This is a genomic window from Hymenobacter agri, assembly GCF_054778495.1.
Genome location: NZ_BAAGZM010000007.1, coordinates 1 through 25,735 on the forward strand (window position 1 = coordinate 1; position 25,735 = coordinate 25,735).

21 protein-coding genes are annotated in these 25,735 nt (G+C 54.8%); 10 read left to right on the forward strand and 11 right to left on the reverse strand.

The genetic code is table 11. The features are described from left to right. The coding region (locus tag ACYVDE_RS01015) for a DNA topoisomerase (protein WP_460499613.1) at positions 1–1,676 on the forward strand (1,676 nt) is incomplete at its 5' end. Further along, on the forward strand, positions 1,646–2,008 hold the full coding sequence (locus ACYVDE_RS01020; RefSeq protein WP_460499614.1) for a hypothetical protein: 363 nt from the start codon (positions 1,646–1,648) through the stop codon (positions 2,006–2,008). The genes ACYVDE_RS01015 and ACYVDE_RS01020, both read left to right, overlap by 31 nt. Positions 2,009–2,121: 113 nt before the next feature. Here ACYVDE_RS01020 and ACYVDE_RS01025 read toward each other — a convergent pair whose 3' ends face one another. Continuing rightward, positions 2,122–3,822 (reverse strand): hypothetical protein, encoded by a 1,701-nt coding sequence (locus ACYVDE_RS01025; RefSeq protein WP_460499615.1) that lies wholly within the window; start codon positions 3,820–3,822, stop codon positions 2,122–2,124. A gap of 557 nt (positions 3,823–4,379) precedes the next feature. Here ACYVDE_RS01025 and ACYVDE_RS01030 point away from each other — a divergent pair. The 6 genes from ACYVDE_RS01030 to ACYVDE_RS01055 all read left to right on the forward strand — a co-directional run bounded on the left by ACYVDE_RS01030 (position 4,380) and on the right by ACYVDE_RS01055 (position 14,156). Then, positions 4,380–4,820: a very short patch repair endonuclease gene (locus tag ACYVDE_RS01030; RefSeq protein WP_460499616.1), complete on the forward strand. Its 441-nt coding sequence runs from the start codon at positions 4,380–4,382 to the stop codon at positions 4,818–4,820. A 74-nt stretch (positions 4,821–4,894) separates the two neighbouring features. Continuing rightward, entirely contained in the window at positions 4,895–6,262 is a 1,368-nt protein-coding gene (locus ACYVDE_RS01035) for a DNA cytosine methyltransferase (RefSeq protein ID WP_460499617.1), read from the forward strand. Positions 6,263–6,490: 228 nt separating this feature from the next. Continuing rightward, a complete protein-coding gene (locus ACYVDE_RS01040) occupies positions 6,491–7,915 on the forward strand; it encodes an ATP-binding protein (RefSeq protein ID WP_460499618.1) in 1,425 nt (474 codons plus the stop codon). Beyond that, positions 7,915–10,788, forward strand: coding sequence for a Z1 domain-containing protein (locus ACYVDE_RS01045; protein ID WP_460499619.1), 2,874 nt, complete (start codon positions 7,915–7,917; stop codon positions 10,786–10,788). Before ACYVDE_RS01040 ends, ACYVDE_RS01045 begins: the two co-directional genes overlap by 1 nt. Next, on the forward strand, positions 10,781–11,818 hold the full coding sequence (locus tag ACYVDE_RS01050; RefSeq protein WP_460499620.1) for a PD-(D/E)XK motif protein: 1,038 nt from the start codon (positions 10,781–10,783) through the stop codon (positions 11,816–11,818). Before ACYVDE_RS01045 ends, ACYVDE_RS01050 begins: the two co-directional genes overlap by 8 nt. Continuing rightward, on the forward strand, positions 11,811–14,156 hold the full coding sequence (locus ACYVDE_RS01055) for an AIPR family protein (RefSeq protein ID WP_460499621.1): 2,346 nt from the start codon (positions 11,811–11,813) through the stop codon (positions 14,154–14,156). The genes ACYVDE_RS01050 and ACYVDE_RS01055 overlap by 8 nt, the downstream gene beginning before the upstream one ends. A gap of 31 nt (positions 14,157–14,187) precedes the next feature. Here ACYVDE_RS01055 and ACYVDE_RS01060 read toward each other — a convergent pair whose 3' ends face one another. The 7 genes from ACYVDE_RS01060 to ACYVDE_RS01090 form a co-directional block, all read right to left on the reverse strand. Then, on the reverse strand, positions 14,188–15,144 hold the full coding sequence (locus ACYVDE_RS01060; protein WP_460499622.1) for a ComEC/Rec2 family competence protein: 957 nt from the start codon (positions 15,142–15,144) through the stop codon (positions 14,188–14,190). Next, a complete protein-coding gene (locus ACYVDE_RS01065) occupies positions 15,145–15,888 on the reverse strand; it encodes a hypothetical protein (RefSeq protein WP_460499623.1) in 744 nt (247 codons plus the stop codon). It abuts the gene before it with no gap. Positions 15,889–15,898: 10 nt separating this feature from the next. After that, complete coding sequence (locus ACYVDE_RS01070) at positions 15,899–18,343, reverse strand: sensor histidine kinase (RefSeq protein ID WP_460499624.1); 2,445 nt, start codon at positions 18,341–18,343, stop codon at positions 15,899–15,901. Between the two features lie 124 nt (positions 18,344–18,467). Then, positions 18,468–19,055 (reverse strand): hypothetical protein, encoded by a 588-nt coding sequence (locus ACYVDE_RS01075; protein ID WP_460499625.1) that lies wholly within the window; start codon positions 19,053–19,055, stop codon positions 18,468–18,470. Positions 19,056–19,082: 27 nt separating this feature from the next. Continuing rightward, positions 19,083–19,340, reverse strand: coding sequence for a hypothetical protein (locus ACYVDE_RS01080; protein WP_460499626.1), 258 nt, complete (start codon positions 19,338–19,340; stop codon positions 19,083–19,085). A 273-nt stretch (positions 19,341–19,613) separates the two neighbouring features. Beyond that, entirely contained in the window at positions 19,614–20,978 is a 1,365-nt protein-coding gene (locus tag ACYVDE_RS01085) for a Y-family DNA polymerase (RefSeq protein WP_460499627.1), read from the reverse strand. A gap of 2 nt (positions 20,979–20,980) precedes the next feature. Beyond that, a complete protein-coding gene (locus tag ACYVDE_RS01090; protein WP_305033600.1) occupies positions 20,981–21,457 on the reverse strand; it encodes a LexA family protein in 477 nt (158 codons plus the stop codon). 238 nt (positions 21,458–21,695) lie between these two features. Between ACYVDE_RS01090 and ACYVDE_RS01095 the strand changes: the two genes are divergently transcribed. Both ACYVDE_RS01095 and ACYVDE_RS01100 read left to right on the forward strand, forming a co-directional pair. Beyond that, positions 21,696–22,826, forward strand: coding sequence for an AlbA family DNA-binding domain-containing protein (locus ACYVDE_RS01095; protein WP_460499628.1), 1,131 nt, complete (start codon positions 21,696–21,698; stop codon positions 22,824–22,826). 512 nt (positions 22,827–23,338) lie between these two features. Beyond that, positions 23,339–24,268, forward strand: a complete 930-nt coding sequence (locus ACYVDE_RS01100) for a hypothetical protein (RefSeq protein WP_460499630.1) — start codon at positions 23,339–23,341, stop codon at positions 24,266–24,268. Here ACYVDE_RS01100 and ACYVDE_RS01105 read toward each other — a convergent pair. The 3 genes from ACYVDE_RS01105 to ACYVDE_RS01115 form a co-directional block, all read right to left on the reverse strand. Next, complete coding sequence (locus tag ACYVDE_RS01105) at positions 24,265–24,645, reverse strand: hypothetical protein (RefSeq protein WP_460499631.1); 381 nt, start codon at positions 24,643–24,645, stop codon at positions 24,265–24,267. The genes ACYVDE_RS01100 and ACYVDE_RS01105 overlap by 4 nt on opposite strands. Then, the gene (locus ACYVDE_RS01110; RefSeq protein WP_460499632.1) at positions 24,642–25,013 is read right to left on the reverse strand and encodes a hypothetical protein; all 372 of its coding nucleotides are present in this window, start codon (positions 25,011–25,013) and stop codon (positions 24,642–24,644) included. Before ACYVDE_RS01110 ends, ACYVDE_RS01105 begins: the two co-directional genes overlap by 4 nt. A gap of 24 nt (positions 25,014–25,037) precedes the next feature. Beyond that, positions 25,038–25,735, reverse strand: a 698-nt coding sequence (locus tag ACYVDE_RS01115) for a site-specific integrase (protein WP_460499633.1), incomplete at its 5' end; no start/stop codon positions are given.

Sequence of the window (25,735 nt, forward strand, 5' to 3'; positions counted from 1 at the left end):
CCGCGCTCGACCAGGCGCAGGCCTACTTGCTGCAGGTCGGCCGCGGCGCGGGCTTTGGCGTGCTGGGCGTGGAGAAAAAGCCGGTGGAGCGCCAGCCCGCGCCGGCTTTCTCCACCTCGACGCTGCAGCAGGAAGGCGTGAAAAAGCTCCGGTTTACCGTGCAGAAGGTGTCGGACCTGGCCCAGAAACTGTTCGAAGGCGGCCACATCACCTATATCCGTACCGACAGCGTGAACCTGGGCGAGGAGGCCACCCAGCAGGCCCAGGCGCAGATTACGGCGCAGTTCGGGGCTGGCCAGTTCCAGGCCCGCCAAACCAAAAACAAGGACGGCGCGCAGGAGGCCCACGAGGCTATCCGCCCCACCCACTGGGAGCAGGCCCACGCCGGCGACACGCCGGATGAGCAGGCGCTATACCGGCTGATTTATACCCGCGCCCTGGCCTCGCAGATGCTGGCTGCCCAGTGCGACCAGACCACCATAACCCTCGCGCCGGCGGCCGATGCCGCTGACACCTACACCAGCTCCACCCGCGTACTCACCCGCCCTGGCTACCTGGCCGTGTACCAGGACGCCGAGGAAGAAGGGGAGGAGCCCGACGACGAGGCGGAAACGACGCTTAAATACCCGGTGCAGGAAGGCGAAGCGTTGACGCTGGTAAAGCTGGAGGCCCGCCAGAGCTTCGCCCGGCCCGCCAGGCGCTACAACGAGGCCACCCTGGTCGCGGACCTGGAAAAGCAGGGCATTGGCCGGCCCAGCACCTATGCGTCTATCCTGCGCACGATTTTCGCCCGCCAGTACATCAGCACCGGCAGCGTGGCGGGCAAGAAGCTCACCGCGCAGGTCCTGACCTGGCAGGGTGGCCAGCTGACCACTAGCCAGCGCAGTGAGACGCTGGGGGCCGATAAGGATAAGCTGCTGCCCACGGCCACTGGTACCGAGGTCACGGAGTTTCTGGAGCGCCACTTCCCCAAGGTGATGGACTACAAGTTCACCGCCGGCTGCGAGGCCGTGTTCGATAAGATTGCCCGGGGCCAACAGACCTACCAGCAGTTCGTGCCGATGTTCGACCAGAACCTGCTGAGCTGGGTGGCCGCCGCCGACCAGCTCACCCCGGACCGGGCTGAGTTGCAAAAGCGCCTCGTCGGCCACTTTGAAGGGGCGGAGATGCTGGTGGGCACCGGCAAAAACGGCCCCTATATCCTGCACGCCGAGAAATACTACAACATTCCCGAAAGCATCAGCCCCGCGCAGCTGAGCGAGGCCCAGGCCCAGGACCTCATTACCCAGCGCCGGGCGTCGGCTCCCCGCGAGGTGGGCCAGCACGAGGGCAAGCCGGTGGTGGTGGGACAGGGGCCGAAAGGGGTGTACCTGAAGTGGCGCGAGCAGTATTTCAACGTGCCGGCCGGCATATCGGCCGCGGCCGTTACCCCGGCGCTGGCCGTCAATTACCTCATCAAAGCCCAGGCGGAGGCCGCCAAGAACGTGCTGGCCACTGTGGGTAAGTATACCATTGGCCGCAACGAGTGGGGCTTCTACGTCACCGATGGGGAGGTAAAAGCTAAGTTTAAGCCCGACTGTACGGAAGCGCAGGCCCGGGCCACCACGGCCGAGCAGGCCGCCGAAATGATTAAAAGCTACAAAGCATGGAAGAAGAAAAACGCGGGCCGGAAGTAGCGCCCCTGAGCTTTCCCGACCTGAGCCTGGCCCTGCCCTATCAGGACGCGCTGCTCTACGCCCAGAACCGGCTGAAAATGATTGCCCGGGGCGGACTGCTGCCTTTTTGCGAGGCCCACAGGTTTCCCTACACCACCATTATCAACCTGAAAAACGGTAACCTGAAGAAAGAGGAACCCCGCTTGCTGCATCGTCTGCTGCGGAGCCTCGACGTGCAGAACGAGCTGCTGCAGTTTCCGCCGGATAGCCCGAGCCAACGGTTTTTGTTGCCGGATGGGGCGGCGCTGGCTACTTTTCAGATGCAACTTGCCTGTCTTACATCTCCTGACTGAGAGTGCGTATTTAATGAAGCAATAAGCGTAGTCTTGCAATTAAGCTGCTACTGGCCGTGCGCAGCGCGCCCGCCAGGCCAGCAGCTCGCCGAAGCTTACTTTAACCACAGGCACTACTTAGCTCGGCTTTGGTGGCTTATCTGAAAGTTCTCAAACCGGAGGTTAAAATCGGCCAGTACCGGAGAACCTTCACGCTCCATTCTCAACCGTGGCGCATCGTGCTTCAGGCGATTATGTATGTGCTGAATCGGGTCGGACTCGGTCGCCTGCTTGGCGATACGGGCAGCTCCGGCTAATAACTGTGGCCAAGAGCCCCAAGCGGCTCGCTCGTCCTGCTCAACCCCTGTGAAATGGATACTGTGACGACCGATAATAAAGAAATAGACGTTGCCTATCGCATTTTCTGCCGGGGAATGCCGGGTAATCTGCAGTGCGTTGAGGGTCGTTTTCACATCGTTCCGCTCTACCCACGTCACCACTTTGTCAAGCCAACTCAAAGCGTTCTTCTGGAGATTGCTGATGACGCTGCGCCGCTTTTGCATGGAGTTGGCAAATGGGTCCTGCCATTTAAGCTGAAATAGCCCCAATGACTTGGTTGTCTTATCAAAGACAACTGCGTCAATATCCGTTTCGCGCCCGTCAATGGACATGCGTATTTCGACTGGAATGCGCACGAAGCGGTCCTCTGTGAAGAAGCCGAATATCATTCTCCTGAACCGGTCTTCCCGATTGTTCACTGCTTTGGAATAATCCAGGGCGCAGGTTCTTTTCAACTCATGGTTCAGAAACTGGAAAGGATTATTGAGGCATCCAGCGGTCGAACGCAGCAGTTGCGAATCAGATACCTGAACGAAAGGCGGAGGAGCTACGCGGGGAATTGTAAGGTAAGCTTGATAATTGTCTTTATTCAGCGTAATATGATTCAACATACTGCTGACTTCCTGCACGGTACGGTCCAGGTAGCGGGCGAGGTCGGCTATAATATTTTCTCTGGAGCAGAATAAGGATATAATATTCCGCAGTTCCAGTCGGTCATATTTTTTGTGTGCCGCTTCACAAAACGACTTGTGCAGCAACGCCAAGCCAGCTAGGTACTCGACCATCGTCACATAGGCCCCATAGGGTACCTGTCCAAACAGGTCTGCTTCATCAAAATCGTCATGGACCTGTTTGCGGAAAATGTGGTACCGACCTTGCTGGATGAAGTATTCCGTAACATAGGGAGTTGCCTGATAGGCAATGGTTCGTTTGTCAGGGCTTTTGACCGAAAGCATAACCCGTTTGTAGACCCGGTCTGCATCAAACCTGTCCTTATTTGCTTTTCGACTTGTAAGCTGCCCGACTATGTGATTCTGAACAAACCGCCAGTCATTCAAGTCGAAAAATTCAGCATTGGAATAGGATTCTGTAGTAGCAAATACAAACTCGCTTTCAGTTGGCTGCCTGATTGAGGCAAAACCCATTTTGCAGAACATCACCAGTTGGCGGGCAAAAGCGAGCTTACCGGTTGCATGAATCACAGAGTCGGCCCAGGCAGTAATATCGTTGTTTGAGTACAGGACTTGCTGAAAATCTGACTGCTCAATTTTGGAATACCATGCTTGGAGCAGCAACGGCCATCCATACTGATGGATGGTTTCGAAATAGTCTGTATAGGCAGTGTCAAACTGCCCGCTACTACGCAGGTAGAGGTAGACAATGTCCATTTCCCGGACAATGTTGACCACAGCGCTTCCCGGCAATCCGCTTATCTCCGAGAACTTTTCCAGTTCAGCATCAAGTATTGATTCCAGAATCTCTGCGGGCTGTGACATAGTGCGGACTAAAAAAGCATTCAGAAGCAAGTATCAGAACTACAGCCACTATGCCGCTCACCAGTAGTTTTTGGCTGGTGGTAGAAGCGGCACGAGTAAATTATGGTACCTGTGTACGTCCGGCCAAGACGACAAGAACCGGTCCCCGTAATATCTCGTCTTCGTTTTCGGCATCAAACGCGTGTCCAACCAGCTTTCCAACGACTTCCATCGCGGCCGGATTTATTTCATCTTCGCAATCGAATACAGAGTAGACTATGTAGCCAGGGCCATTCGCCAAGACATCGACCAGTTTGGGACTGCAGCGTAACAAATCGGGCACCAAGTCTCCAGAGCCGCGGAATTCCGGCGTCACGCCGGGCATCCACAATCCCTGGTCTGATACTGGCTGAGGGGTAGCAGCCGGTTGATATAATGTTGCAGGCATCTGAAGACGGGATACTGTCGTGTAAAGGAAGAAAGAAACTGCGAATATCTGACCTGCGGTTAGGCTTGTTCTTGGTGGAGTTGTGTTCAGCAAAAAGCACCTTCTATGCTGCCGTAACGTTTACCTGCTGATGGCCGACGTTCATACCCCTTCCACACGCAGCTTCAATATGTCCCGCATACGGGGCAAGGATACCAAGCCGGAAATGCTGGTGAGACAGTACCTGCACGGCCGTGGACTGCGGTACCGCATTCATGTCAAAGGGCTACCCGGAAAGCCTGATATGGTGTTTCCTAGACTCCGGACAGTGATTTTTGTGCATGGCTGTTTCTGGCATCAGCACGAAGGATGCCGGTATTTCGTGGTGCCGAAAACCCGGACCGAGTTCTGGATGGGAAAAATTGGGCGCAACGTAACCAACGATGAGCGCCAGCAGACAGAATTAAAAAATCAGGGGTGGCGGGTGCTGGTTGTGTGGGAATGTGAGCTTCGGCCGCCGTACCGGGAGCGTACACTGGAGAGGCTCTTTTATTCCCTGACAGCCCCCGAATCGGATGAACTGGAATGCTAAAGCTGCTGGCAAATGGCCGAAAAATCCCGTACTTGTGTGCTGGAAAAGCGAGTATTTTCGCTAATTAGTTGACAATGAATTATATCGACCTGTTCGCGGGCGCAGGTGGCTTATCCGAAGGCTTCCATAATGCGGGCTTCACTCCGGTGGCGCACGTGGAAATGGATGCCCATGCCTGTGATACCATCCGCACAAGACTGGCTTGGTATTGTCTGCACGAGAAGAAGGATTACCAGCCGTACTTCAATTACCTGCGCGGCAAGCTCCCGCGCGAGGAATTGTATAACCTGATTAAACAGATTAAGCCAGGATTACTGGATTCAGTAATCAACGAGGCTATTGGTGAAGAAACGCGGCAGGGGATATTTGATAAGATTGACCAGCAACTGAAACGACTGCCGGAAGGAAAGCAGGAAGTAGACCTGATTATCGGAGGGCCGCCCTGCCAGACCTTTTCCGTTGCCGGACGCGCCAGACTGGGACGCGCAGTGATGGAAAACGACCCTCGCAGCAAGCTCTACCTGCAGTATGCGAAATTCCTGGTAAAATACCGCCCCCGTATGTTCGTGTTTGAGAATGTGCTGGGCATGCTGAGCTTTAAGAACGGACAGCAACTGGACCTTATCCGGGAAACGTTTCTGGAAGCAGGCTATGCTATGGATGTACGGGAGTGGAATGCCCGCAGCTTCGGGGTGCTGCAGAGCCGTGAGCGACTGATTATCATCGGCTGGCGTCTTGACCAGCCTGCATTAGGCTATCCGGCATTCGGGACCCTGACGGCAGAAGAACAGAAACGATTCACCGTAGAAGAACTGCTCAGTGACCTGCCGCCTCTGGAGCCAGGCCAGGTTCTTCCGCCTACGCCTTACGAACCAAAGACCAGTACGCCATATCTCAAATGGTCAGGTTTACGCCAGAAATGCCCGGTGATAACGTGGCACCAAGCCCGACCACACCGAGAGGAAGACCGGGAGATTTACCGACTGTTTATTGAACACTGGAACGACGGGGGTGATGAATATCAGCGAATGCGGTATAGCGAATTACCTAGTCATCTGATTTTTCACGAGAACAAGACGGAGTTTACTGACAGATTCAAGGTAGTGGCCTCGGATATGCATTACTCACAGACTGTGGTAGCACATATCAGTAAAGACGGTCATTACTACATTCACCCGGACGTCAAACAGCGACGTTCACTTTCGGTACGCGAAGCAGCCAGACTGCAGTCGTTTCCCGACAACTACTACTTTGAAGGGCCCCGGACTTCAGCGCTGAAACAGATTGGTAATGCAGTACCGCCGCTAATGGGTGAACGAATAGCCCTGAGCGTTCGCAATGCCCTGAATGGCGTCGGAAATTTTCTGCGGCCAGACTCTCCGGTAGGTAAACGCCGCTCCGGCAAAAAAGACAAGCAGTTGGCGCTTAACTACGCGCAATAGAATCCGACATGATTCTTACCTCATTTTAGTCCGGATTTTAGTCAGACAGCTGATGCCATCTTCATTCAGGAGGTGTCAGGGCTGTTTTCTTCCCCATGCCAAATCTGATATAACTCTTACTCTCCTCCGATACCACCACTATCGGACTTCTACGTCCCGGCAACAGGCCGGCTATCAATGAGCTTTGAGACAATTCCTTTCGAGGAGGCCGGCCCGCGTGCTGATTCCATGCTCGAAACCCTTCGGTCCATCGGCTACACGCTGGATACAGCCGTGGCTGATATTATTGATAACAGTATTGCAGCGGGGGCCACGGAAGTTCAGCTGGAAATGGTCTGGCAGGGCCGGCAGTCTACGCTCGTTATCTCGGACAACGGACGGGGTATGGATGCAGACCAGCTGCGTGAGGCCATGCGGCCAGGCAGCCGGCACCCCGGCCAAGTCCGGCATCGCGACGACCTGGGCCGGTTCGGGTTGGGTCTGAAAACGGCCTCCTTCTCCCAGTGCCGGCGCTTCACTGTGCTTTCCAAACCCAAAGGGGGAGAGGTGACCTACCGGTGCTGGGACTTGGATTACGTGAATGAAACGAAAGCCTGGAATCTGCTGTGCCACGTATCGGACGCAGACCTGATTACCCAGCTGGCCGCGAAGCCCCAGGGTACTATCGTTTTCTGGGAAAACATGGACCGCTTGGTCGGGGACCTGCAAGCGGGCAGCGAGAAACACGAAGCCGTATTTGGCCGGTATGTGCGGTTGGTGGAACACCATCTGGCGATGGTATTCCACCGCTATCTGGAGGACGGCGGACTTTCCATCTATGTCAACGGCGAAAAGCTGGCCCCCTGGAATCCTTTTCTGACGGCCGAGCCAGCTACCCAACGATTATCAGAGGAAGCGCTGTTCGGCGGACAGGTGGTTATCCGGCCCTATATCCTCCCGCATCACCGCCGACTGTCCCACCCGGACCTGTTTGACCAAGCCGGGGGGCTGCGCGGCTGGAATGCCCATCAGGGGTTCTACATCTACCGCAACCGTCGGCTGCTGGTGGCCGGGGACTGGCTGGGCCTGTTCCGGCGCGAGGAGCACTGCAAACTGGCCCGCATCATGGTTGACCTCCCTAACACGCTGGATGATGCCTGGCAGATTGATATCCGCAAGGCCCAGTCCTTCCCGCCGGCCACGTTGCAGAATGATTTCCGGCGCATCGGAACCCTGGCCCGTACCCGCGCCGTGGAAGTATACCGCGCCCGGGGCCGCAAGCTGAAACACACGCACAGTATCGGTTTTACCCCTGTCTGGCAGGAGAATATCCGGCTGGGCCAGCGCCACTACACCATCAACCGCCAGCATCCGCTGGTAAAGGATGTGCTCGACAAGGCGCAGGGGCAGTCCTCAGCCATGCTGCACGCGGTGCTGCGGATGCTGGAGGAGACGATTCCTGTGCCCCTGATTGTGCTCAGCGAGGCCGAGAAACCCCGGGAGCAGGCGATGCCCTACGAGAATGTCAGCGACCAGGAAATCCTGCCTCTTGTTCAGGATATGTTCCGGGACTTCCGGGCAGCCGGTCGCTCAGCCACTGAGGTGCGCCAGTTGCTGCTCAACATGGAGCCCTTTAACTACTTTCCTCACCTGATTGACAAGCTGTCCGACTGATGTCCGATTCCCACGAGGAAATGCTGAGCGTGGCTATCACCATGCTCACGCCCAAACCCCACAAAACCCCGGCTGTCATCGAGGAAACAGTTACCCGGCTCGGGATACTCTACCCGGAGGCAGATGCGGCCCGGCTCAAAGCTGATTTACTGGCTTATTACCGGGTGAAATCGCTTGATTATGCCATTCTCGAAGACCGGGCCAGGCGGCAGCCGCCGTGGCTGGATAAGGCGCGGGAGGGTGTCAAGTGGAAGTTCTGGAACCGTTACCGCGATTACCTGCAATTTGACCGCCGCATGGCCGCCCACACCGTGGACCAGCTCGGCGACCTGACCGACGATATTCTGGACCGGCTCAGCAATCCCCGCGACACCCAGCCCTTCGACCGCCGGGGGATGGTGGTGGGGCAGGTGCAGTCCGGCAAGACGGGCAACTATACCGGCCTCATATGCAAGGCCGCCGATGCCGGTTACAAGCTCATTATTGTGCTGGCCGGTATCCACAGCAGCCTGCGAAGCCAGACCCAGGAGCGGCTGGACGAAGGCTTTGTGGGCTACAACACCCAGACGGCCCGGACGCACCGCACCGGCAATCACTGGATTGGGGTCGGAAAGCGGGACCGTAAGGTGCCGGCCCACTCCCTGACCACGAGCGCTCCCAACGGCGATTTTAAAGCTTCACTGGCCGACAGCGTGCCGGCGACCATCTTCGGGTCCGACCCGGTCCTGATAGTGGTCAAGAAGAACGTCAGCATCCTGCGAAATCTCATTCTATGGCTGGCAGCCAAGGGCGAGGAAATCGAAAAAGGGCAGCGTTTGCTGAGTGATATGCCACTGCTGCTGGTGGATGACGAAGCTGATAACGCTTCCATTAACGTCAGCAAGGAGAATATTTCGGCGGTGAATGCCTCTATCCGGGTACTGCTGTCACTGTTCGAGCAGAAAGCCTACGTGGGTTACACCGCGACCCCCTTTGCCAACATTTTTATTCCGGTGCTCAGCCGGACTGACTTCGAGGCGCTGAACCTGACCATCAAGGGCCGGCACAATACTCTGGATGCCGCGGTCGGGCAGGAGCTGTTCCCCCGGGATTTTATTGTCAACATCCCGCCACCCAGCAACTACGTGGGCCCCGACCGGATTTTCGGCATCGGGGAGCCCGACGATGAGGAGGAAGGTTCGCACGAGAACGTGTTTCCGGTGGTGCACGAAATCGACGAGGAAACCGATAATTACCTGACGGCCTTTCCCAACAAACACAAGAAGGACGACGACCCGCCTACTTTCCTGCCGGACTCGCTGGAAGATGCCATCAACCACTTCTTTCTGACCTGTGCCGCCCGGCTGGCCCGGGGCCAGCAGCGGCAGCACAGCTCCATGCTCATCCATGTTTCGCGGTTCGTGAAATGGCAGAATGAAACCGGTAAACTGGTCAGCGTATACCTGAGTGACTGCCGCTCCAAGCTGGCCCTGCGCAAAAACAGTCTGGAACCGGCGTTAAAAGCCATCTGGGAAAACGAGTACGAGCCGGTTACCGAACAGTTTATTGAAAGAAACCTGATTGACGACCATCTGATTAAGCCACTGAGCTGGGAAGCGGTTCGCAAACAGTTAAAACCGGCGCTGGAGCGCATCAAGGTGCGGGTGGTGCACGGCACCCCGGACCGGACAGGTGACACGCTGCATCTGCCCTTGGCTTACAGCGATTATGATGATACCGGGCTGTTTGTTATCGCCGTGGGCGGTAACAAGCTCTCGCGTGGCCTGACGCTGGAAGGGCTGTGCGTCAGCTATTACCTGCGGGCATCACGGATGTACGATACGCTGATGCAGATGGGCCGCTGGTTTGGCTACCGGCCTGGCTACGCAGACCTGTGCCGGCTGTTTACCACTTCAGAAATCACCAGCTGGTACCGCCACATCACGCTGGCCACCGAGGAGCTGCGCCTTGAATTCGACCGCATGGTCCGGCAACGCCGTACTCCGGAAGAGTACGGACTGAAAATCCGCTCCAAGCCTGGCGTGCTCCAGATTACCGCGACCAACCGGATGCGGGGAGCATGGCCGCTTCAGCTCAGCTTTGCCGGGGAACTCATGGAAACCTATGCTTTCCCGCGCCACGACCCGAAGTTTATTCAGACCAACTACGAGGTGGTGCAGAACCTGATTAATCAGCTCGGAACACCGGTGCCGATTGGACGACAGCCCTATGCCTGGCGTGGGGTAGCGGCAGCGACTGTGCAGGAATTTCTGCTGAGCTATCTTACGACCCAACAGAATATTGAATCGGGCAAACTTACCGATTATATCAGTAAGCAGCAGCAGGATAACCGGCTTACCAGCTGGACCATCATTCTGATGCAGGCTGATATTCCGGAGGAGAATGTAGTTAATCCGTGGGTGCCATTCACTATTGATGACGAGCCTCTCATGGTCCGCACTACCTATCGCAACGCCGCCGGTGCCGGAAAGAATAAAACCCAGACAGTCAGCACTGTCGAGTATGTTATTCCCAAAGCTCATATCATCAGCCCCCGGCATGAATCACTGGATTTAGGCGCTGACAAGGTCAAAGAAGCGCTGGACGCAACCCGGGCAGAACGACCAAAAGCAGCTTATCCTTCCGGAGAGCAAATCCGGCTTAAACGACCGGCTGCTGAGGCACTGCTGCTGCTGTATCCGCTTAACCCGGAGCCGGCTGGCTATGAAGCTGGTATTCCGGTAATGGGTTACGCTATCAGCTTTCCGGCGCTTAAGGGGGACCGGAAAGTTACCTATATGGGCAATTCCCAGCTGCTGGCCGAATTCACGAATGAGGATGATGAAACACTGGACGAAGAAGCCGACCAGCAGATAACCCGGGATGATGACTAACGACGGAACGGCTGCCGCCCTGGAGGCTATCTGGAAAGAACTGCTGCTGACGCCCCCGGCACCGGGAAAGGTCGAGGCCTTACCGTGTCTGCCGGCCGAGCCTGCCAACCCGCTTTCAGCGGGCCTGCTGCACGTACCCGGCAATGAAGTGATGCGCCGGGTGCTGCTGCTGGCCCTGCCGGTCCGCCTGCGCCCGCGCATTGCTCCTGACCACCGCTATTCCGGTCTTAGTCTGGAGCCGCTGCCCGACCCGGACCAGCCGGATACCATTTTTCAGCTGGCACTTATTCTGACGGACGAGCGGTTTTCCGATATTTTCTCCATTCTGGCGGCCGATATTGTCGCGGCCCTGAGCGAGGCCCGCGACGGCAGTGCTTATCTGCGGGCTTTTCTGGCCAGACTCAACCGGTGGCAGGAACTGTTCGGGCTGTTCAATCCGGCCGGGCTGAGCGGTCCGGCGCGGCAGGGCCTGTTCGGGGAACTGTACCTGCTGCGGGAGCTGCTGCTGGCCGGCATAGCCCCGGGACCGGTACTGGCTGCCTGGACGGGGCCGCTGCACGACCCTCAGGATTTTCACTTCGGCCCCGATGCCGTCGAAGTCAAAACCAGCTCCGGCAACAGCCAGTCCTTCCAAGTCAGCGGAGCCGGACAGCTGGACGAGAGTCCGTTTGACCATCTTTTCCTGCTGCACCTGTTTCTGGATGTAGCCGAAAATACCGGCGAAACGCTGCCCCAGCTCGTGGAACAGCTGACCACAGTGGCCGCTGCGGACCCGGCAGCGGCCAAGCTGCTGGAAACCCGTCTGCACCAGGCCGGCTATTTTCACTCCCAGGCCGACCGCTACCACACGGAAGGTTTCCGGGTCCGGCATTCCACCCTGGCACAGGTCCACGAAGAATTCCCCCGCATCCGGGTAGCTGACCTGCGCCCCGGCGTCGGGTCCTTATCCTACACCGTAGCAGTTGACCGGCTGCTGCCCTATGTGCTTCCTTTCGACACGCTCCTTACGCTATTGAATTCCCATGTCTGATGCCGATGAACAACTCCGGTTTCTAACCGACCTCAACCAAGAAATCCGTGCCCTGACGGAAGCCGAGGAAGGCGGCGCGCTGCTGGAAGAAAAAGCTACTGAATACCTGATAGGTATGCTGACCGATGCCGGCGAAACGGAGGATGCCCGTGTTTGTACCAGTATCAAGGCTAATAAAGCCAATCAGATACAGCATAAAATCAACGGCTACGCCCTGAGCGAGGATTTCGAAACTGTTGACCTGTTTATCACCTTCTTTCAGGAAGGGGAAGAGATACGTTCGTTTGCAAAAAGCGAGGTGACGACGGCCGCCAACCAGTCCGAGCGGTTTTTAAAAGACGTGTTCAACGGCTATCAGGACAGGCTTGATGAATCAGCCCCGGTCTACGACCTGGCGCAGGTGCTTTTCGAGAATGCCGCCAAGGTGGTGCGCGCCCGCATCTTCATTCTGACCAATGCCCGGCTGAGCAGCGATACCGCACTACCGGACCGCCGCCTGCGCGATACGCTCCATGTGCAGTACCATGTGTGGGACTTGGAAAGGTTCTTTCGCCTGTGGACCAGCCGCAACCGCCGCGAACCCATCGTAATAGACTTTGAGAAGGGTTACGGTAAGCCGCTAGCCTGCCTGCCCATGCCGGTGAGCAATGATGACTACCAGACCTGCCTGGCCATTCTGCCGGGTACCATGCTGGCCGAAATCTATGAGCGCTACGGAGCCCGCCTGCTGGAGCAGAATGTGCGGTCCTTTCTGGATTTCACGGGCGGGGTAAATAAAGGCATCCGCAATACCATCCGCACGGCTCCCCACCGCTTTCTGGCCTATAACAACGGAATCGCGGCCACGGCCGAGGAAGTGGATATGCGCGAGCTGCCCGGCGGAGGCTGGGCGATATATACGGTGCGCGACCTTCAGATTGTCAACGGGGGCCAGACGACGGCCGCTATCTTCCGAACCCAGCGCCAAGACAAGGCGGACATTGCCGGGGTGTTCGTGCAGATGAAGCTGACGGTGCTGCGCCGGCCCGAGGAGATGGATGAAATCATTCCGCTCATCTCGCAGTACGCCAACAGCCAGAACGGCATCCAGGCCGCCGACCTGTCGGCCAATAATGCCTTTAACCGCCAGCTGGAGAAGATTTCCCGCACCTGCTGGGCTCCGGCAGCCAAAGACTCCTCGCTGCAAACCCGCTGGTTCTTCGAGCGCGCCCGTGGGCAGTACAAGGTGGCCTACAACCGGGAACTGTCAAGCAGCCGCCGCACGGCGTTTGAGAAACAGAACCCACGTAAGCAGCTTTTCAGCAAGGAGATGGTGGCCAAATATGAGCATATGTGGAGCGGTTACCCGCACCTCGTGGCCAAGGGCGCACAGAAAAACTACGCGGAGTTTCTGAAAGAGAAGCTGAAAAAGGATTTCCAGCCGAACAACGTCTTTTTCGAGGACCTGATAGCCAAAGCCATTCTCTTCCGGGCGGCCGACCTAGAATATGGCCGGGGAGCTACCAAAATCGGCGACTTCAAATTCCTGACGGTTCCCTATACCCTGGCCTGGCTCAATCACCTGACCGGCGGCCGGATTGACCTGCTACGAATCTGGAAGCAGCAGGAGGTGTCTGACAATCTACGCAGCGCTATCCGTAGCCTGCTGTACGTAGTAGACCGGTTCCTGCTGGATAATGCGGGCGGCAAGCTGGTCAGCGAGCGTGCCAAGCAGGAAGATTACTGGAAGCTGCTGGTCAGCAAAGGCCTGCCTGGCAATACCCTTCAAAAAATGCTGGCTGACCTGAGCGATGATTTTGCCGACCCTCAGCAGCAGAAGAAGCGGTACAGCCGCAGTAATGATGAACTGGCAGCCGAGGAACGCCGGCAGGAGGAAGAATCCCTGCGCGGGCTGGGTGCCAGAGCCTGGGAAATCATTGAGCAGTGGGGCCGCCAGACTGACCTGCTGACTCCCCATAAGCGGGGTAAATGCACTGACATTGCCTTGAGCATCAATAAAAACCGTCCCCTGACGGACAGCGAACTGGAAAACGGTCGTGCCATTATCGACCTGATGCTTGACCGTAACCCGCAACTTCTGGACGAGTTATATGCGGAACAGTCTGCTTCTGCCGTCACGTCGGCTGCCACCCGGCGGATTATCACGTTGGATGATGCTGAACACCTGCTGGCATGGGAGAAGAAGAACAAGAAGCTCCGTGCAGCAGATGCTGACTTTCTGGTTAAAGTCAGGAAGGGGGAATTACGGTTTAGTGAAGCAGTAAAAGGCAAAGTGTTCTACCTGCAAAACAGCGTTTTACGACACGGATACGAAGTGCCACAGGTGCAATCAGTGTAGGTGCTCCTACTCTGTCACACTAATCTGTAGATTACAGGTCAAACTCCTTATCACCACCATCCTTATCGATTAAATCACTGGCCATATCTAGGACGATAGTCCTTTGCTTGAGTGTAAGGAATTCCTGCATCCCGTAAATGATGTTGGTTGCATGTATGGCAAACCCTAGTCCATCAAGTTCAGTCAGAACTTCAAGGTGCGGATGCCGGTACTTATCGTTTACACCAGACGAGACCACTGCCCGGCGGCCTTCAGCGTTCAGCAACCCACCCCAGAAGGAAGCGGAGTAGTTCTTCTTGGAGCCATGATGCGGAGCCTGCACCAGGGCCAGAGGGACTGCCGGCAGCAACGCCTGCCGGTGGATTCTCTCGAATGTAACGGCAACAGCATCAGCAGTAACCAAGGCCCTGTTCTGGCCCGAAGTAATCAGGAATACTGTGGAGAGCAGGTTAGCTGCCTGACTGGCTTCCTTTTTGTTGGCTCCGGCGTCAGAATCAACTTTTTCCTGGTATTGCTGCATTTCCTGATGCCCCGGTGACAGCACTTTTAATGTCAGGTGCTCGCTCAACTCTAAAGTAACCCCTTGCAGGAGGGGGGCTATATCTCCAAGCGTCCCTTCGTTAAGGAGCTTGCTGATTAGCTGAAGCATCTTTTCCAGCTCCTGGGTGGCATCATGGCCAGGTTCAAACTGCACCCAGTACTGCTTATTAAGATTGAACGACGAGTTGCCAAACCAGCCAATCTTAATGCCATGCGCCGAACAATATTCCAGCAGTTCGGTGAAGCCGGAATAATGGTCTTCGTGCGGGTGGGAAAGGATGATAAAGTCAATACGTTGATAACCCTTAGCAATAATGTGCTCAAGGACCGGATTGGTTTTCCCTTTCCTGTTACAGTCGAAAATACCGACGTGGTGTTCGTTATTATCCGTCCATTCTAGGATGACTGAATCACCCTGACCTACGTCTTTAAATGTTAGCCGCGCCATTTATTTGCCTTTGAACAGCCGTTCGTCAATATCATGCATATACCCGGCTTTACTGAAAAGGCCCGAAGGGTCGCCGGCCGCTTTTGAGAACTCAAAGGTGGTGCTGCCTGGCTTGGTTGTGACGGTGATGGTGATGTATCTCCCTCTATCCAAATCCACCACGCCTTCAAGTGGACGGCGGTCAAAACGGCGCAACTGAAATTTTTTGCCCTCTTTATCCATCAGACAATCAATTATTACGCTGTCTTCTTCGATGTCAACAATCTCCCCATCGAACATAATGACATCTGTGATGCTGGTAATCTCAGCATCAATTTCAGCAAGCAGGCGCTCGACATCAATATCATCCCCTAACAGGAATTCATTCTTGGACTTGACGATAGTCTTAACCGGCAGCAGGTCTAGTATTCTCAGCACATCAATAACTTGGTCTGCTTTATCAGGGTCACGCGTCCATACTACCAAGACGTACCTCTTACCGGGGGGCACGATACTTTCGATAATCTGTGCACACAGTTCGGGCTGAAAGTCAGAATTATTGAAATTAGTATTATAGTGCAGGTCCAGAAATATCAGTTCAATGCTTTGAATTGGCTGTTCAGCCTGCTCCAGATTTTCTGGGCTGGCATCAAAAAATCTCGCACTGATTGAGTGCTCTCTTAACTTATCAATGATAGGGCGTACTTCGGAGTGAACGTCATCGATAATTGCGACCTGTGGTTCTCTTAGTTGGGCAAGCAGCATTCGGTTTTAATTATTGATTGTTAAAAATAAGCTCAACGGCAGCCCCGTCGAAGAGGGGAGGGACATTACGGGCCAGCAGTTCCTGTTTGTCATAGATAACGTTGAGTTTTCCAAACTGCATCATTGCTGTGTCAATCAAATACATGCCTATGCCAATGCCATTCTCTTTACGGCTGAAAAATGGCTTGACGAGGTCTTCTACTTTGTCCTTGAACCCTGTACCATTATCTACCACCAGCAATGAGATGTCAGAGCCTCTTCGCTGAGCAGAAATAAAAATACCTTTTTCCTCTCTGTTAACAGCCTCCAGCCAGTAGATGCTGTTGTCAATAAGATTCATAAGCATAGTGAGCAATAGCCGTTTTTCAGCTTTAATCTCCTCAGCCTGCGGGTCCACATCGACGGTAAGTTTAATATTTCTGAGCCGCATTTTGAGGTTGTAGTTCTTCGCTGCCTGCTCAATGGTGTCTTTTACAGAAAGTGGTTTGACGCCGCCTTTCTTCATAATAGACAGAATTCCATTGACATAGTCATCCAGCTCTGCTACCTGGTCCCGCATTCTTGCGATATCGAGTGGCGATTCGCTGACACTCGTTTGCATCCGGGGAACGAGTTTCTCGATTTCATGGATGGCAAAAGAAGCGGTCATGCCTACCCCGGCAGGAATCAACAGTGAATTACGGTCCTGTTCATAACGGGCCTCGATTCTGCCAGCCTCAAGCAGTAACCTTTCTTTGGTTTTGCTATCCGGAATCTCGGCATCGTTTACAAGCTGACGGAACCCGGCAATATTTCCTTCAAATGTTTCAGGCGTCCCCCGGTGATTGAATGCCAGCCACTGCCGCCGGTCAGCTGACCTTTCCGCTTTGAAGTCAGTCAAAATAAAATCAAGTGATAATTCCAGACGTTCAAAAGCAGTATTGAGAATAAAGCCTTCCCGGTTGGTTTTCTCAATCAACGCGCCGGATGTTGCCGGGTCCAGATAGACAAAGCCTATTACCTGGTTATTGGAAAACCAATCCTTATTCTGAACCCGCTTGAGGTCAAGCCCCAGCCAGTCATTTCCGGGGTCGCCATAATCGTACACACGCAGGTCACCTTTAAACATTTTGACGCCCGCGTGCTCCCGTAGAAGATTCTTAATCAGCGTGTAATCAGACATTGTATCCCTGAGCGACTCAGAATCCAAGTCGTAGGAATATAGTTCGAGCATTAGTGTGCCGAAAGGGGCTGGTTCGGCTAGGAATGCATTAACAGCTGCATCAACGTCAGGAGCTGCAACCTCCTTTCTTTTTGCATAATACGAATGAACGAAGGGGCGTATTTCATCCCTGATATTTCGTTGGTGTTTATTGCTGCCTTCAGGTGATGAGGCATCAATCACGCGTGTGCCAAGGCTTGGATTGTTTTTAAGCTCGAACCGGTACTCAAATGTCAGATTGTAATCAGAGTCTAGTAACGCTGTTAATTTATAGGGTGCTGCTTTGAGGATTTCTGCGACGTCGGGCAATGAATCGAGCCAGCCATTATTGAAATTCAGGTCGATTCGGAATTTATCCGAATCATTCTTAGGAGAAAGCATCGAAAGAGTGTTTCTCTTCAGCTGGCGGGCCATCCCCCGCGTCCAGCTCTCCTTCAGTTCCTGCAATTCAATGTAAGTGCCTGATGCTTCTTTGAAGAAGAAGTTCTCCGGGTCTGTTTCCTTGGTCCAGAAGATACCTACATCCTGCAAGTATTTCTGCTGCGAAAATGCTCTCCAGTCTATTTCTACGTGCAGTTCGTAATCCAGTAATTTGTCCTGTTCTACAGAAAATGGTCTGGTAATCAGGTTGATGCGGCTGCTAAGTTTATGGACGGCAAAGCGTCCGACACCTTTTTCACCCATTGGTATCCGACCAAATACCGGGCTGTGCTTAATGATTCGGGTACCATCTGCCCTGAGTGGTTTCCGGAAGTCAGAGCCTGGTTCAAACCAGACATTTTCCAAGACTTCCTCGGTTATGCCAGTGCCATCATCCTGAATTCTGATTGTAGCGTTTGTTGGGTCTTCAACGTGTTCAAAATCAACACTTACTATTCTGGCGTCAGCGTCATAACTATTTTTAATAAGCTCATAAATCGCCATCACCGGACTTTTTATCAGCTCTTCCCCCAGTAGAATCAATATATTGGCTTTAGGCCTGAAGTATATCTGGTTTGCGTCTTCCCCTGTAAAATCACGGTTCTGAACCAGGGTTTCAAAGTCAGACTCTGAATCGGTATCTTCTAAATAGCTAAAAGCTTTTTCTTCCAGAATGGTATTTTTTTCTACTATAGTTATTAATATTTCCTTATTTGCGTCGCTTCCCTTTATTTCCTTGCGGAACTCTGCCACTGGAAACCGCTTACGGGCTTCCTTAAGGTAATCAGCAAGGGTGCGATTGATAAGAAATTGTATAACAGAGCTATTTGACATAATAACAGGGGTTTTTATTTTGGAGCCGGCGAATATAAGTCCGGATTATGGCAGGAGAAATCACTCAGATTTATAATGCAGAACTACCATATAAATCTGATTTTTCGAGCAAGGCAGACCTTATTTATTGTCTCTGAGCCTGACTTTTCAGATACTCGTTGGCATCATCCATTCCTGAACGCTTCATGCGACGGTGCTGTGTATGAAATTCACGAATAAGCCAGCAGACATATACTTCCGCTACGCTTTTTATAAAAAGCTCACGGGGGGTGATTTCGGTTTCAAACTGCTCTTTCGCCTCGGGGATGTCATCAGATAGTTCTTCTTCACCATCCGGCTCGTAAAACATCTCCAGCTTGTCACATCGCTTTTTGACCTGTTCATTGCTAAACGAGAAGTCTAACTCGAATTTGTGGGCAAAGTCATTGCGAATCGCCCGGAGCCGGTTGCATTCAGCATACTCATCTGCTGCAATCAGACCGGTAGCCATTGCCAAGTTCAATCGGTTGGCAAACGAGCTGATAGGCCCGCTAAGTAATTGCTTTGTCTGTGAACAGGGTACGAAAAGGTGATGAAGTAATTCCAGCAGACGCTGGTCAAGCAAACTGACGCCTAGGATAGCTACCCCACGGTCACTTTCCATTTCCAGTTCCCGGAGAACCGCATGTAGATTGCCTACCCGGTTCGGCACTCCTTCCAAATGTTCTTCCATAACTGAGCAGGGGCTGGAGTAACCGGCTTAAGCGAAATCCAGATAGAAAACCAGGTTTTCCAAGTCCTCGTCAAGCTTAGACTGGTTGGCGTAGAAAAAGGACTCTTCTTCCAGAATCACATCATCTTTACAAATGGTCAGCAGTAGTGTCGGGCCTTCACCACGCCCACTGTCCCGCTTTTTCTCTTTATAAAATTCAGCATCCGGATACTTCGTGGTGATAGCCGACACGTATTCGGTAAGGCTTTGATTAGTAAGTTTTGGGATGTTGATGGTGTTCTGCATGGTGAGTTCTAAACATTAATTCGAATGTCCTGAATATAAGCTAAAGCCCGAGACCATGGGCGTAATTGTATGTTACCACATCGTCCGGTCGGGGGTATCGCTTAATCGGCGCATCCGTTTTTGCTTGGCCCGATTGAACTGACCTTTCACGAATGTACTAGTAATGAATGATACCCAGAGCGAGCGGGCGGAGTAATCCCGGCCTTGGATTTGAGGCCCTTCGGCGTCGTAGCTGAGGTGTTGATGGACCAGTAGATTAACCAAGTGTGGTTATTAGTTTACTTGCAGCAGGTCCTCCAGCCGCGTGGTAAAAGCCGGGGAGCACCACCGGGCTTTACCTTCCCACGGAGCAATGCTGCTTTTACCGGACGCAGTACGGTGCTCGGGAGATGGCATTGCCGCGGCCACTCTCACTGCTCCTTTCCCAAAGCGGGCATTAAGCGCATCCAGACTGGCCATCAAGCTTGGCTGGGCCGGACAACTGCTCTTTTCTTCCCTTTTGTTTTCAGAGGGAGAAGGAAGAGAAGCGCTGCTAAACAAGGTAAGCTGCTGGCCCACACCGGGTGGTTCCAAGCCATCAAGCACCACGCCGGCCTTATGGTAAACAGTTCCCGGCTCCCACAGTCTATTAAGCAGCGCGCGGGCATAGCTCAGCAGCACCGTAGTATCGTCAGTTGGCCCGATGGGCAGCGTCAGCGTGGCCGACCGCGAAAAGGGCGGCTGCACGTTGGTAGCAAAGCGGTTTTTGCTGATGTAAACGGTCAGCACATGGGCCAAGTCACCCTGTGCCCGCAGCTTTTCGGCCGCCCGCGAGAGAAAGGCTGATACCGCCCCGAATACATCTGAGAAAGCACTGAGCGGCCGACCGAAGGTACGCGAGCAGCTGAGGCTTTGCCGGCTTAGGGTGCCATCTTCAGAAGGGTGCAGCCCCGCGCAGGGACGACCTTGCAGTTCCTGCACTAGGCGCACGCCCACTACCCCGCCCAGGTGCTTGCGTGCCCATGCGTCCGATACGCGGGCCAGGTCGGCGGCCGTGTCAACGCCGGCCGCGGCGAGCTTGGCGGCGTACTGCCGACCGATGCCCCACACGTCGCCCACCTCCACCTGCGCCAGGGCCCAGGCCCGCCGCTCGGCGTTGTCAAGGTAAAGAACCCCGCCGAGGTCCGGGTTCTTCTTGGCAATGCGGTTGGCCAGCTTGGCCAGGGTTTTGGTGAGCGCCACACCCACGCAGGTCGGAATGCCCGTTCGGGACTTGACACCCGCCCGAAGCTTCCGCGCAAAGGTGTCCAGGCTGCCGTGGTATTTCTCCATCCCGGCCAAGTCCAGGAACGCCTCGTCAATGGAATACACTTCCACGGCCGGTGCCGTCTGACCCAAGTACCACATCACCCGTCGGCTCATGTCCCCATAAAGGGCATAATTGCTCGAAAAAACGGCTACGTCGTGTTGCTTCAGCAGTTCCTTAACCTGGAAATACGGCTCGCCCATTTTCAGGCCTAGCGCCTTGGCTTCGGCCGAGCGGCTGATGATGTTGCCGTCATTGTTTGAAAGCACCACCACGGGCCGGCCCTCGTAGCGCGGCTGAAAGACTCGCTCGCAGCTGACATAGAAATTGTTGCAATCTAATAGGCCGTACATAGCTATTCGCGGGTATGAAGTAAGGCGTGCAGCTTGCCGGGCACCAGCTCGTGCACGACGTGGGTCACCACGCCCCAGATGCGTAGCCCGTCCGGGTCGGTAATCTCGTAAGGGCTGTAGGCGGGATTTTCCGGCATCAGCCACCAGATTTGGCCTTTGCGCACCAAGCGCTTGACGGTTACCTCGCCCTCGACCACCGCGACGACGACGTGGTTGTGGTCCGCTTCCAGGTGCTTGTCCACGGCCAGCAGGTCGCCGGCATGAATTTCGGCTCCCGCCATGCTCTCGCCCGATACCCTCACCAGGTACGTGGCATCCGGGTGCCGCAACAGCAGCCGGTTCAGGTCGAACAGGCCGCCGACCTCGACGTGGTCATTGGCTGGGGAAGGAAAGCCAGCGGGTACCAGGCAGCTGAAATAAGGCAGCAGGAAGGGGGTGGGAGTAGGCGCTGGGACCCGTATCAAATCTATTTCGCTCATAGGTCAGCAGGATAAGAGGAACGCAAAGTAAACGTGTGCCAATTAAGTTAGTATATCGCTAACTAATAAAATTGGCAATTGGTTGCGGTTGCGATAAGACCGCCAGTGTGCTTACTACTTAATGAGGAGCTACCATTTGCCGCGTTCCACGCTAAAAAATGCCTGTTACAGGAAGGTTACCCAAGTTGCTACCTTGCGCAGGGTTTACTTTCCCGACGCTGTTCCCATTGCCCCGATTATGCTGGAAGCCATTATTAAAGAGCTGATTGACTCAAAACGTGAAGGGGAATACTGGGACTTCAAAGTCAAGCACCATGACAATAACGCCGACTTGTTGCATGACCTGCTTTGCTTGGCTAACTCCCTGTACCAAGGCAAGCGGTACCTGATTTTTGGCGTTAATGACCCCGCCAAGGGGGCAAACATCGTCGGCCTTGAAGCAGCGGAAGCTGGTCGAAAGAGCCAGGCTAACTACATTGATTTCGTCAGAAACCAGCATTTCGCCGGCAGCATCCGGCCGGAAATTGAACTGGTAACGCTGGTGCTCGACGGCAAGGAAATTGATGTGCTGGTAATTTTCGACAATCCTTATAAGCCCTACTGGCTAACGCAGGATTACCAGGACAGGGGTAGGAAGGTGAGGGCCCACCACGTGTACACGCGGGTAGGCGACACCAATACCCCGCTGGGGATGTCTGCTGACTTGCTGCGCATCGAAAAAATGTGGCGGCAACGGCTCGGGCTGGATATGCTGCCGGTTGAGCGTATGAAGCACTTGCTAGGCCAGCCCGAAGAGTGGTTCAAGGACCTGGGCAACAAACGGTATGCCTACCACCAGAACTTTCCCGATTACCGGATTAAGTTTTCCGCCCCGAAGCCTTTCTGGGAGCCCTACAGCTACTTTTTTACCAATAAGAATTCCTTTCTGGGCACTGCTACTTTCAAGCTGAACGCCACTACGCTGTTTGAGCTGCAATACGTTTACCTCGATGAAATGCGGCTTATGCTGCCGGCCCCGGAGGTTGAGTACGTAGAGTTGCCAGACCGGGAACTGCGTTACTACTACTACGATGCGAGTACCGCCGAAGGCCGATTCCTGGTTTTCCTGACCGAAGGCCGCGGCAGGATGGAGTCCAGGGGGAGTACCTCACCATTTCTGGTTTTCAAGCACGAGCGTGAACTGCAGGAGTTCAATCAGTTTCTGGTCGCCAACGCAGCACGATTTGAGGAGGCAGAACCTGGTTACGCGGCCCGGCACGCAGCCAAGCTGATGCAGAAGGAAGGCAACAACGCTACAATCAGCCCCCTCGATATTGGCAAGGTAGTCGTGCTGTATAAGGCTTGGCGACAGGGTAATACCCTGATTTAGTAAGAGTCTGCCATTACAGCACCCTGGCCAGTGGGCTGCTTACTTTCTGTATGAGCAGCGGCCACAGGGCCGGCGGCCGAGTTTCAGGGCAGCGGCCTTGGTGAGTGGTTTTACCGCCCGCGTACACCAAGCCAGCCCCTCGCAGCGCGGTGAAATGTGATAGGCATAGGAGGCCGACCCTTCGCATATATACACTGGCACTGGCCGAGGTGATGAGAAAAGGAGCAGTAGCGCGAATTGGTATAGCAGCATCAGATTTATAGCGAGGCTCTAAGATAAGATTCCTTTAGCTACCATGTATTTACAATTGCGTAATTACAATCATAAAATCACAATTACATTTTTGCAATTGTAAAATTAAGAATATATCTTAGATGGATAAATCAGCCATAAAAGCCGCCACCATGAGCCAGCAAAGCATCAATCTGGAACGGTCCCAAACATGGGATGCCCTTTGTTTCCCCGTTGCCGCCGTACCGTTAGAAACCTTACTCCCGACTGGCTACCGCATCGTGCCCACGGACCGCAAGCAGGCCATCGTGGGGGAATTGCCGGATGGGACGAAGAATATCTTCGCCATGCAGAGCGGTGAGTACAGCCTGATTAAAAACGAGGTGCTGCGCGAGGCCGCTGAGCTGTACCTGCCAGGGCACACCATTGATGCCAGTTTTACGCCACAGGGGGAATTTTCCATCAACTTGATTCTGCCCGACGAAGTCAATATCGCATCGAGCTCGGCGAATACCAAAGTGGTGGACCGGCTTTATAAGTCGATGATTATTAACAACTCTTACTCAGGAAAAACGCCGTTCTCGCTGCAAGGCACGGCGTTAAAGGAACACATTGAGACGGGTACGACCTCGAAAATGCGGGTGAGCTATTACCGGCAGGTGTGCACCAATGGCCTGATGGGCTGGGCCGATGATTACATGAGCTTCGACCAATACTTAACCTGGCTGCTGAACGGCAAACCGAAAAAGTTTAAGGACGCACTTAAAATCAAGGATGCCGAGCTGGTCGTGCTGACGGGCCGCCAGGTGCAGCGCGAGCAGGAAGTGCTGGTGGATAAGAAGTTTCACCACAAAGGCCTCAACCTGGAGGTGTTTAAAAAGCAGCTGGCCAGCATCTTTACCGCCTTCCAGAGCCAAACCAACTCGCTGACTCCCACCATCGGGGTCTATAAAGAGTTGGCCCAGCGTCCCACGCCGGAGAACCTGGCTACAGTCATTACCGAGAGCGGCTTGCCGAAAATGCTGGCCCGCAATGCCATGGACCGTCTGGCCGAGGAAATGCGGCTGCTGGAAACGCCCGCTAACCTGTGGCTGGCCTACAATGCCGTGAACCACGCGCTGTTCAACAGCCGCAGCTCGCTTTCCATCAGCGACCGGTTCCGGCTGGACGAGGCCGCGTTTCATCAGCTGGCCACGCTGGCCCTGACCTAGCCCACCGGGGGCATGCGCATGGCCGCGTGTTCGTAATAGAGGGTAGCCCAGCCATTGGGGTTGGGGTTACCCTTCGTGCGTTGGTGCAGCACGTCCCAGACTTCGGAGTAGGGAATGCTCACCCGCGTCCAGTCGGCGAGGCGGCGGCCGTCGAGCAGAACATCCAGTCGCAGTTCATCGTCCCTCAACTCAAGGTTGCGCGTCGTTTCCTCGTTGAGCCACATAACGGCCAGCCACCACCGCGCCGGGTCGTCGCCATCATCGTTGTCTTCGACGTGGTCGTAAAAGTTGGCTTTCAGAAAGTAGTGATTCTTGGCATCGGGCAGGCCGGCGGCCACCGCTTGCAGCGCCGCGGCGAGGGGAGCAGGGCAATTCATGATTCCGTGATTACGCTTTGTTGGTAGGCCCAGTCTTCGGGCGACAAGATGGCTTGCATAAAGGCGGAATAGCCCTGGTCGCGCCGTTCCAGCGCGTGCCGCCGCAACGCTAGGCTACTTTTGCTTTGCTCGAAGCCTCCCTGCTCGACCACGCGGCGCATCTTAGCCGGTAGGCCTTCAAGCCAGTCCAGGTAGTCGGCCTCGGTGATTTCGCCTACGGCCTGCTGCTGGTAGCGGTAGCTGGCATTGCCCAGCCGAAACAGGCGGGCGTGCTCTATTCGCTGCTCTTCCGGCAGGGCAGCTAGAAAGTCCAGCTGCGACTGGTGAAATTTATCAAGCGGGTGCCGGGGCTGGAGCAGGTTTTCCATACCTTATATAATAGGTGCGCCAAGTTACAAACCCAGCGAGTGGGCCGCGTTATAGGCAATGATGTCGTCGAGCCGGGAGTAGCGGCTAATCATGGCGTCGGTTTTCTGCTTTGTTTGGTTTTTGATGAATTCGTTGGACTGCCCGTTGAGCTTGGCCGTGGTAATAAAGGAAGCGCGCAACGAGTGGGCCGAATACTTCTCGCCCAGGTGCTCCTTCACGAGCAGGTTCACGCGCCGGTCCGACAGCCGGCGGCGCGAGGGAGTGCCCGCTTCACCGGTTTTGCCCCGCGCGAGCGACACGAACACCGGCCCTTCGGTGCGCTCACCCAGCAGTTCCACCCAGGCCTTATAGGCCCGGATGGGGCAGAACAGCGGATTGGAAGCGTAGAAAACGGCTTTTTGCTCTAACTCCCCGGCCTGGTTGGTTTTGCTTTTGGGTAGGCTCAGGATAAGGGCGGCATCGGTAAGCTCGATGTGTTCCAGGTTCAGGCCCACCAGTTCGGAGCGGCGAAAGGCACCGGTGAAGCCTATTAAAAGGAGTGCGCGCGCGCGTACACCTTCGGGCCGGGTCAGGTCCAGCTCGGCGATGCATTTTTTGAGGTGGGCGACCGAGAAAGCCGGGGCCTGCTTCTGCTTTTTGCCCACGGCGCGGGCCACGCCCTTGCGCAGCACGTCCAGCGCCGGCGCGCTGATGGCCGAGGGCAGCCCGAGCAGTTGGTGGT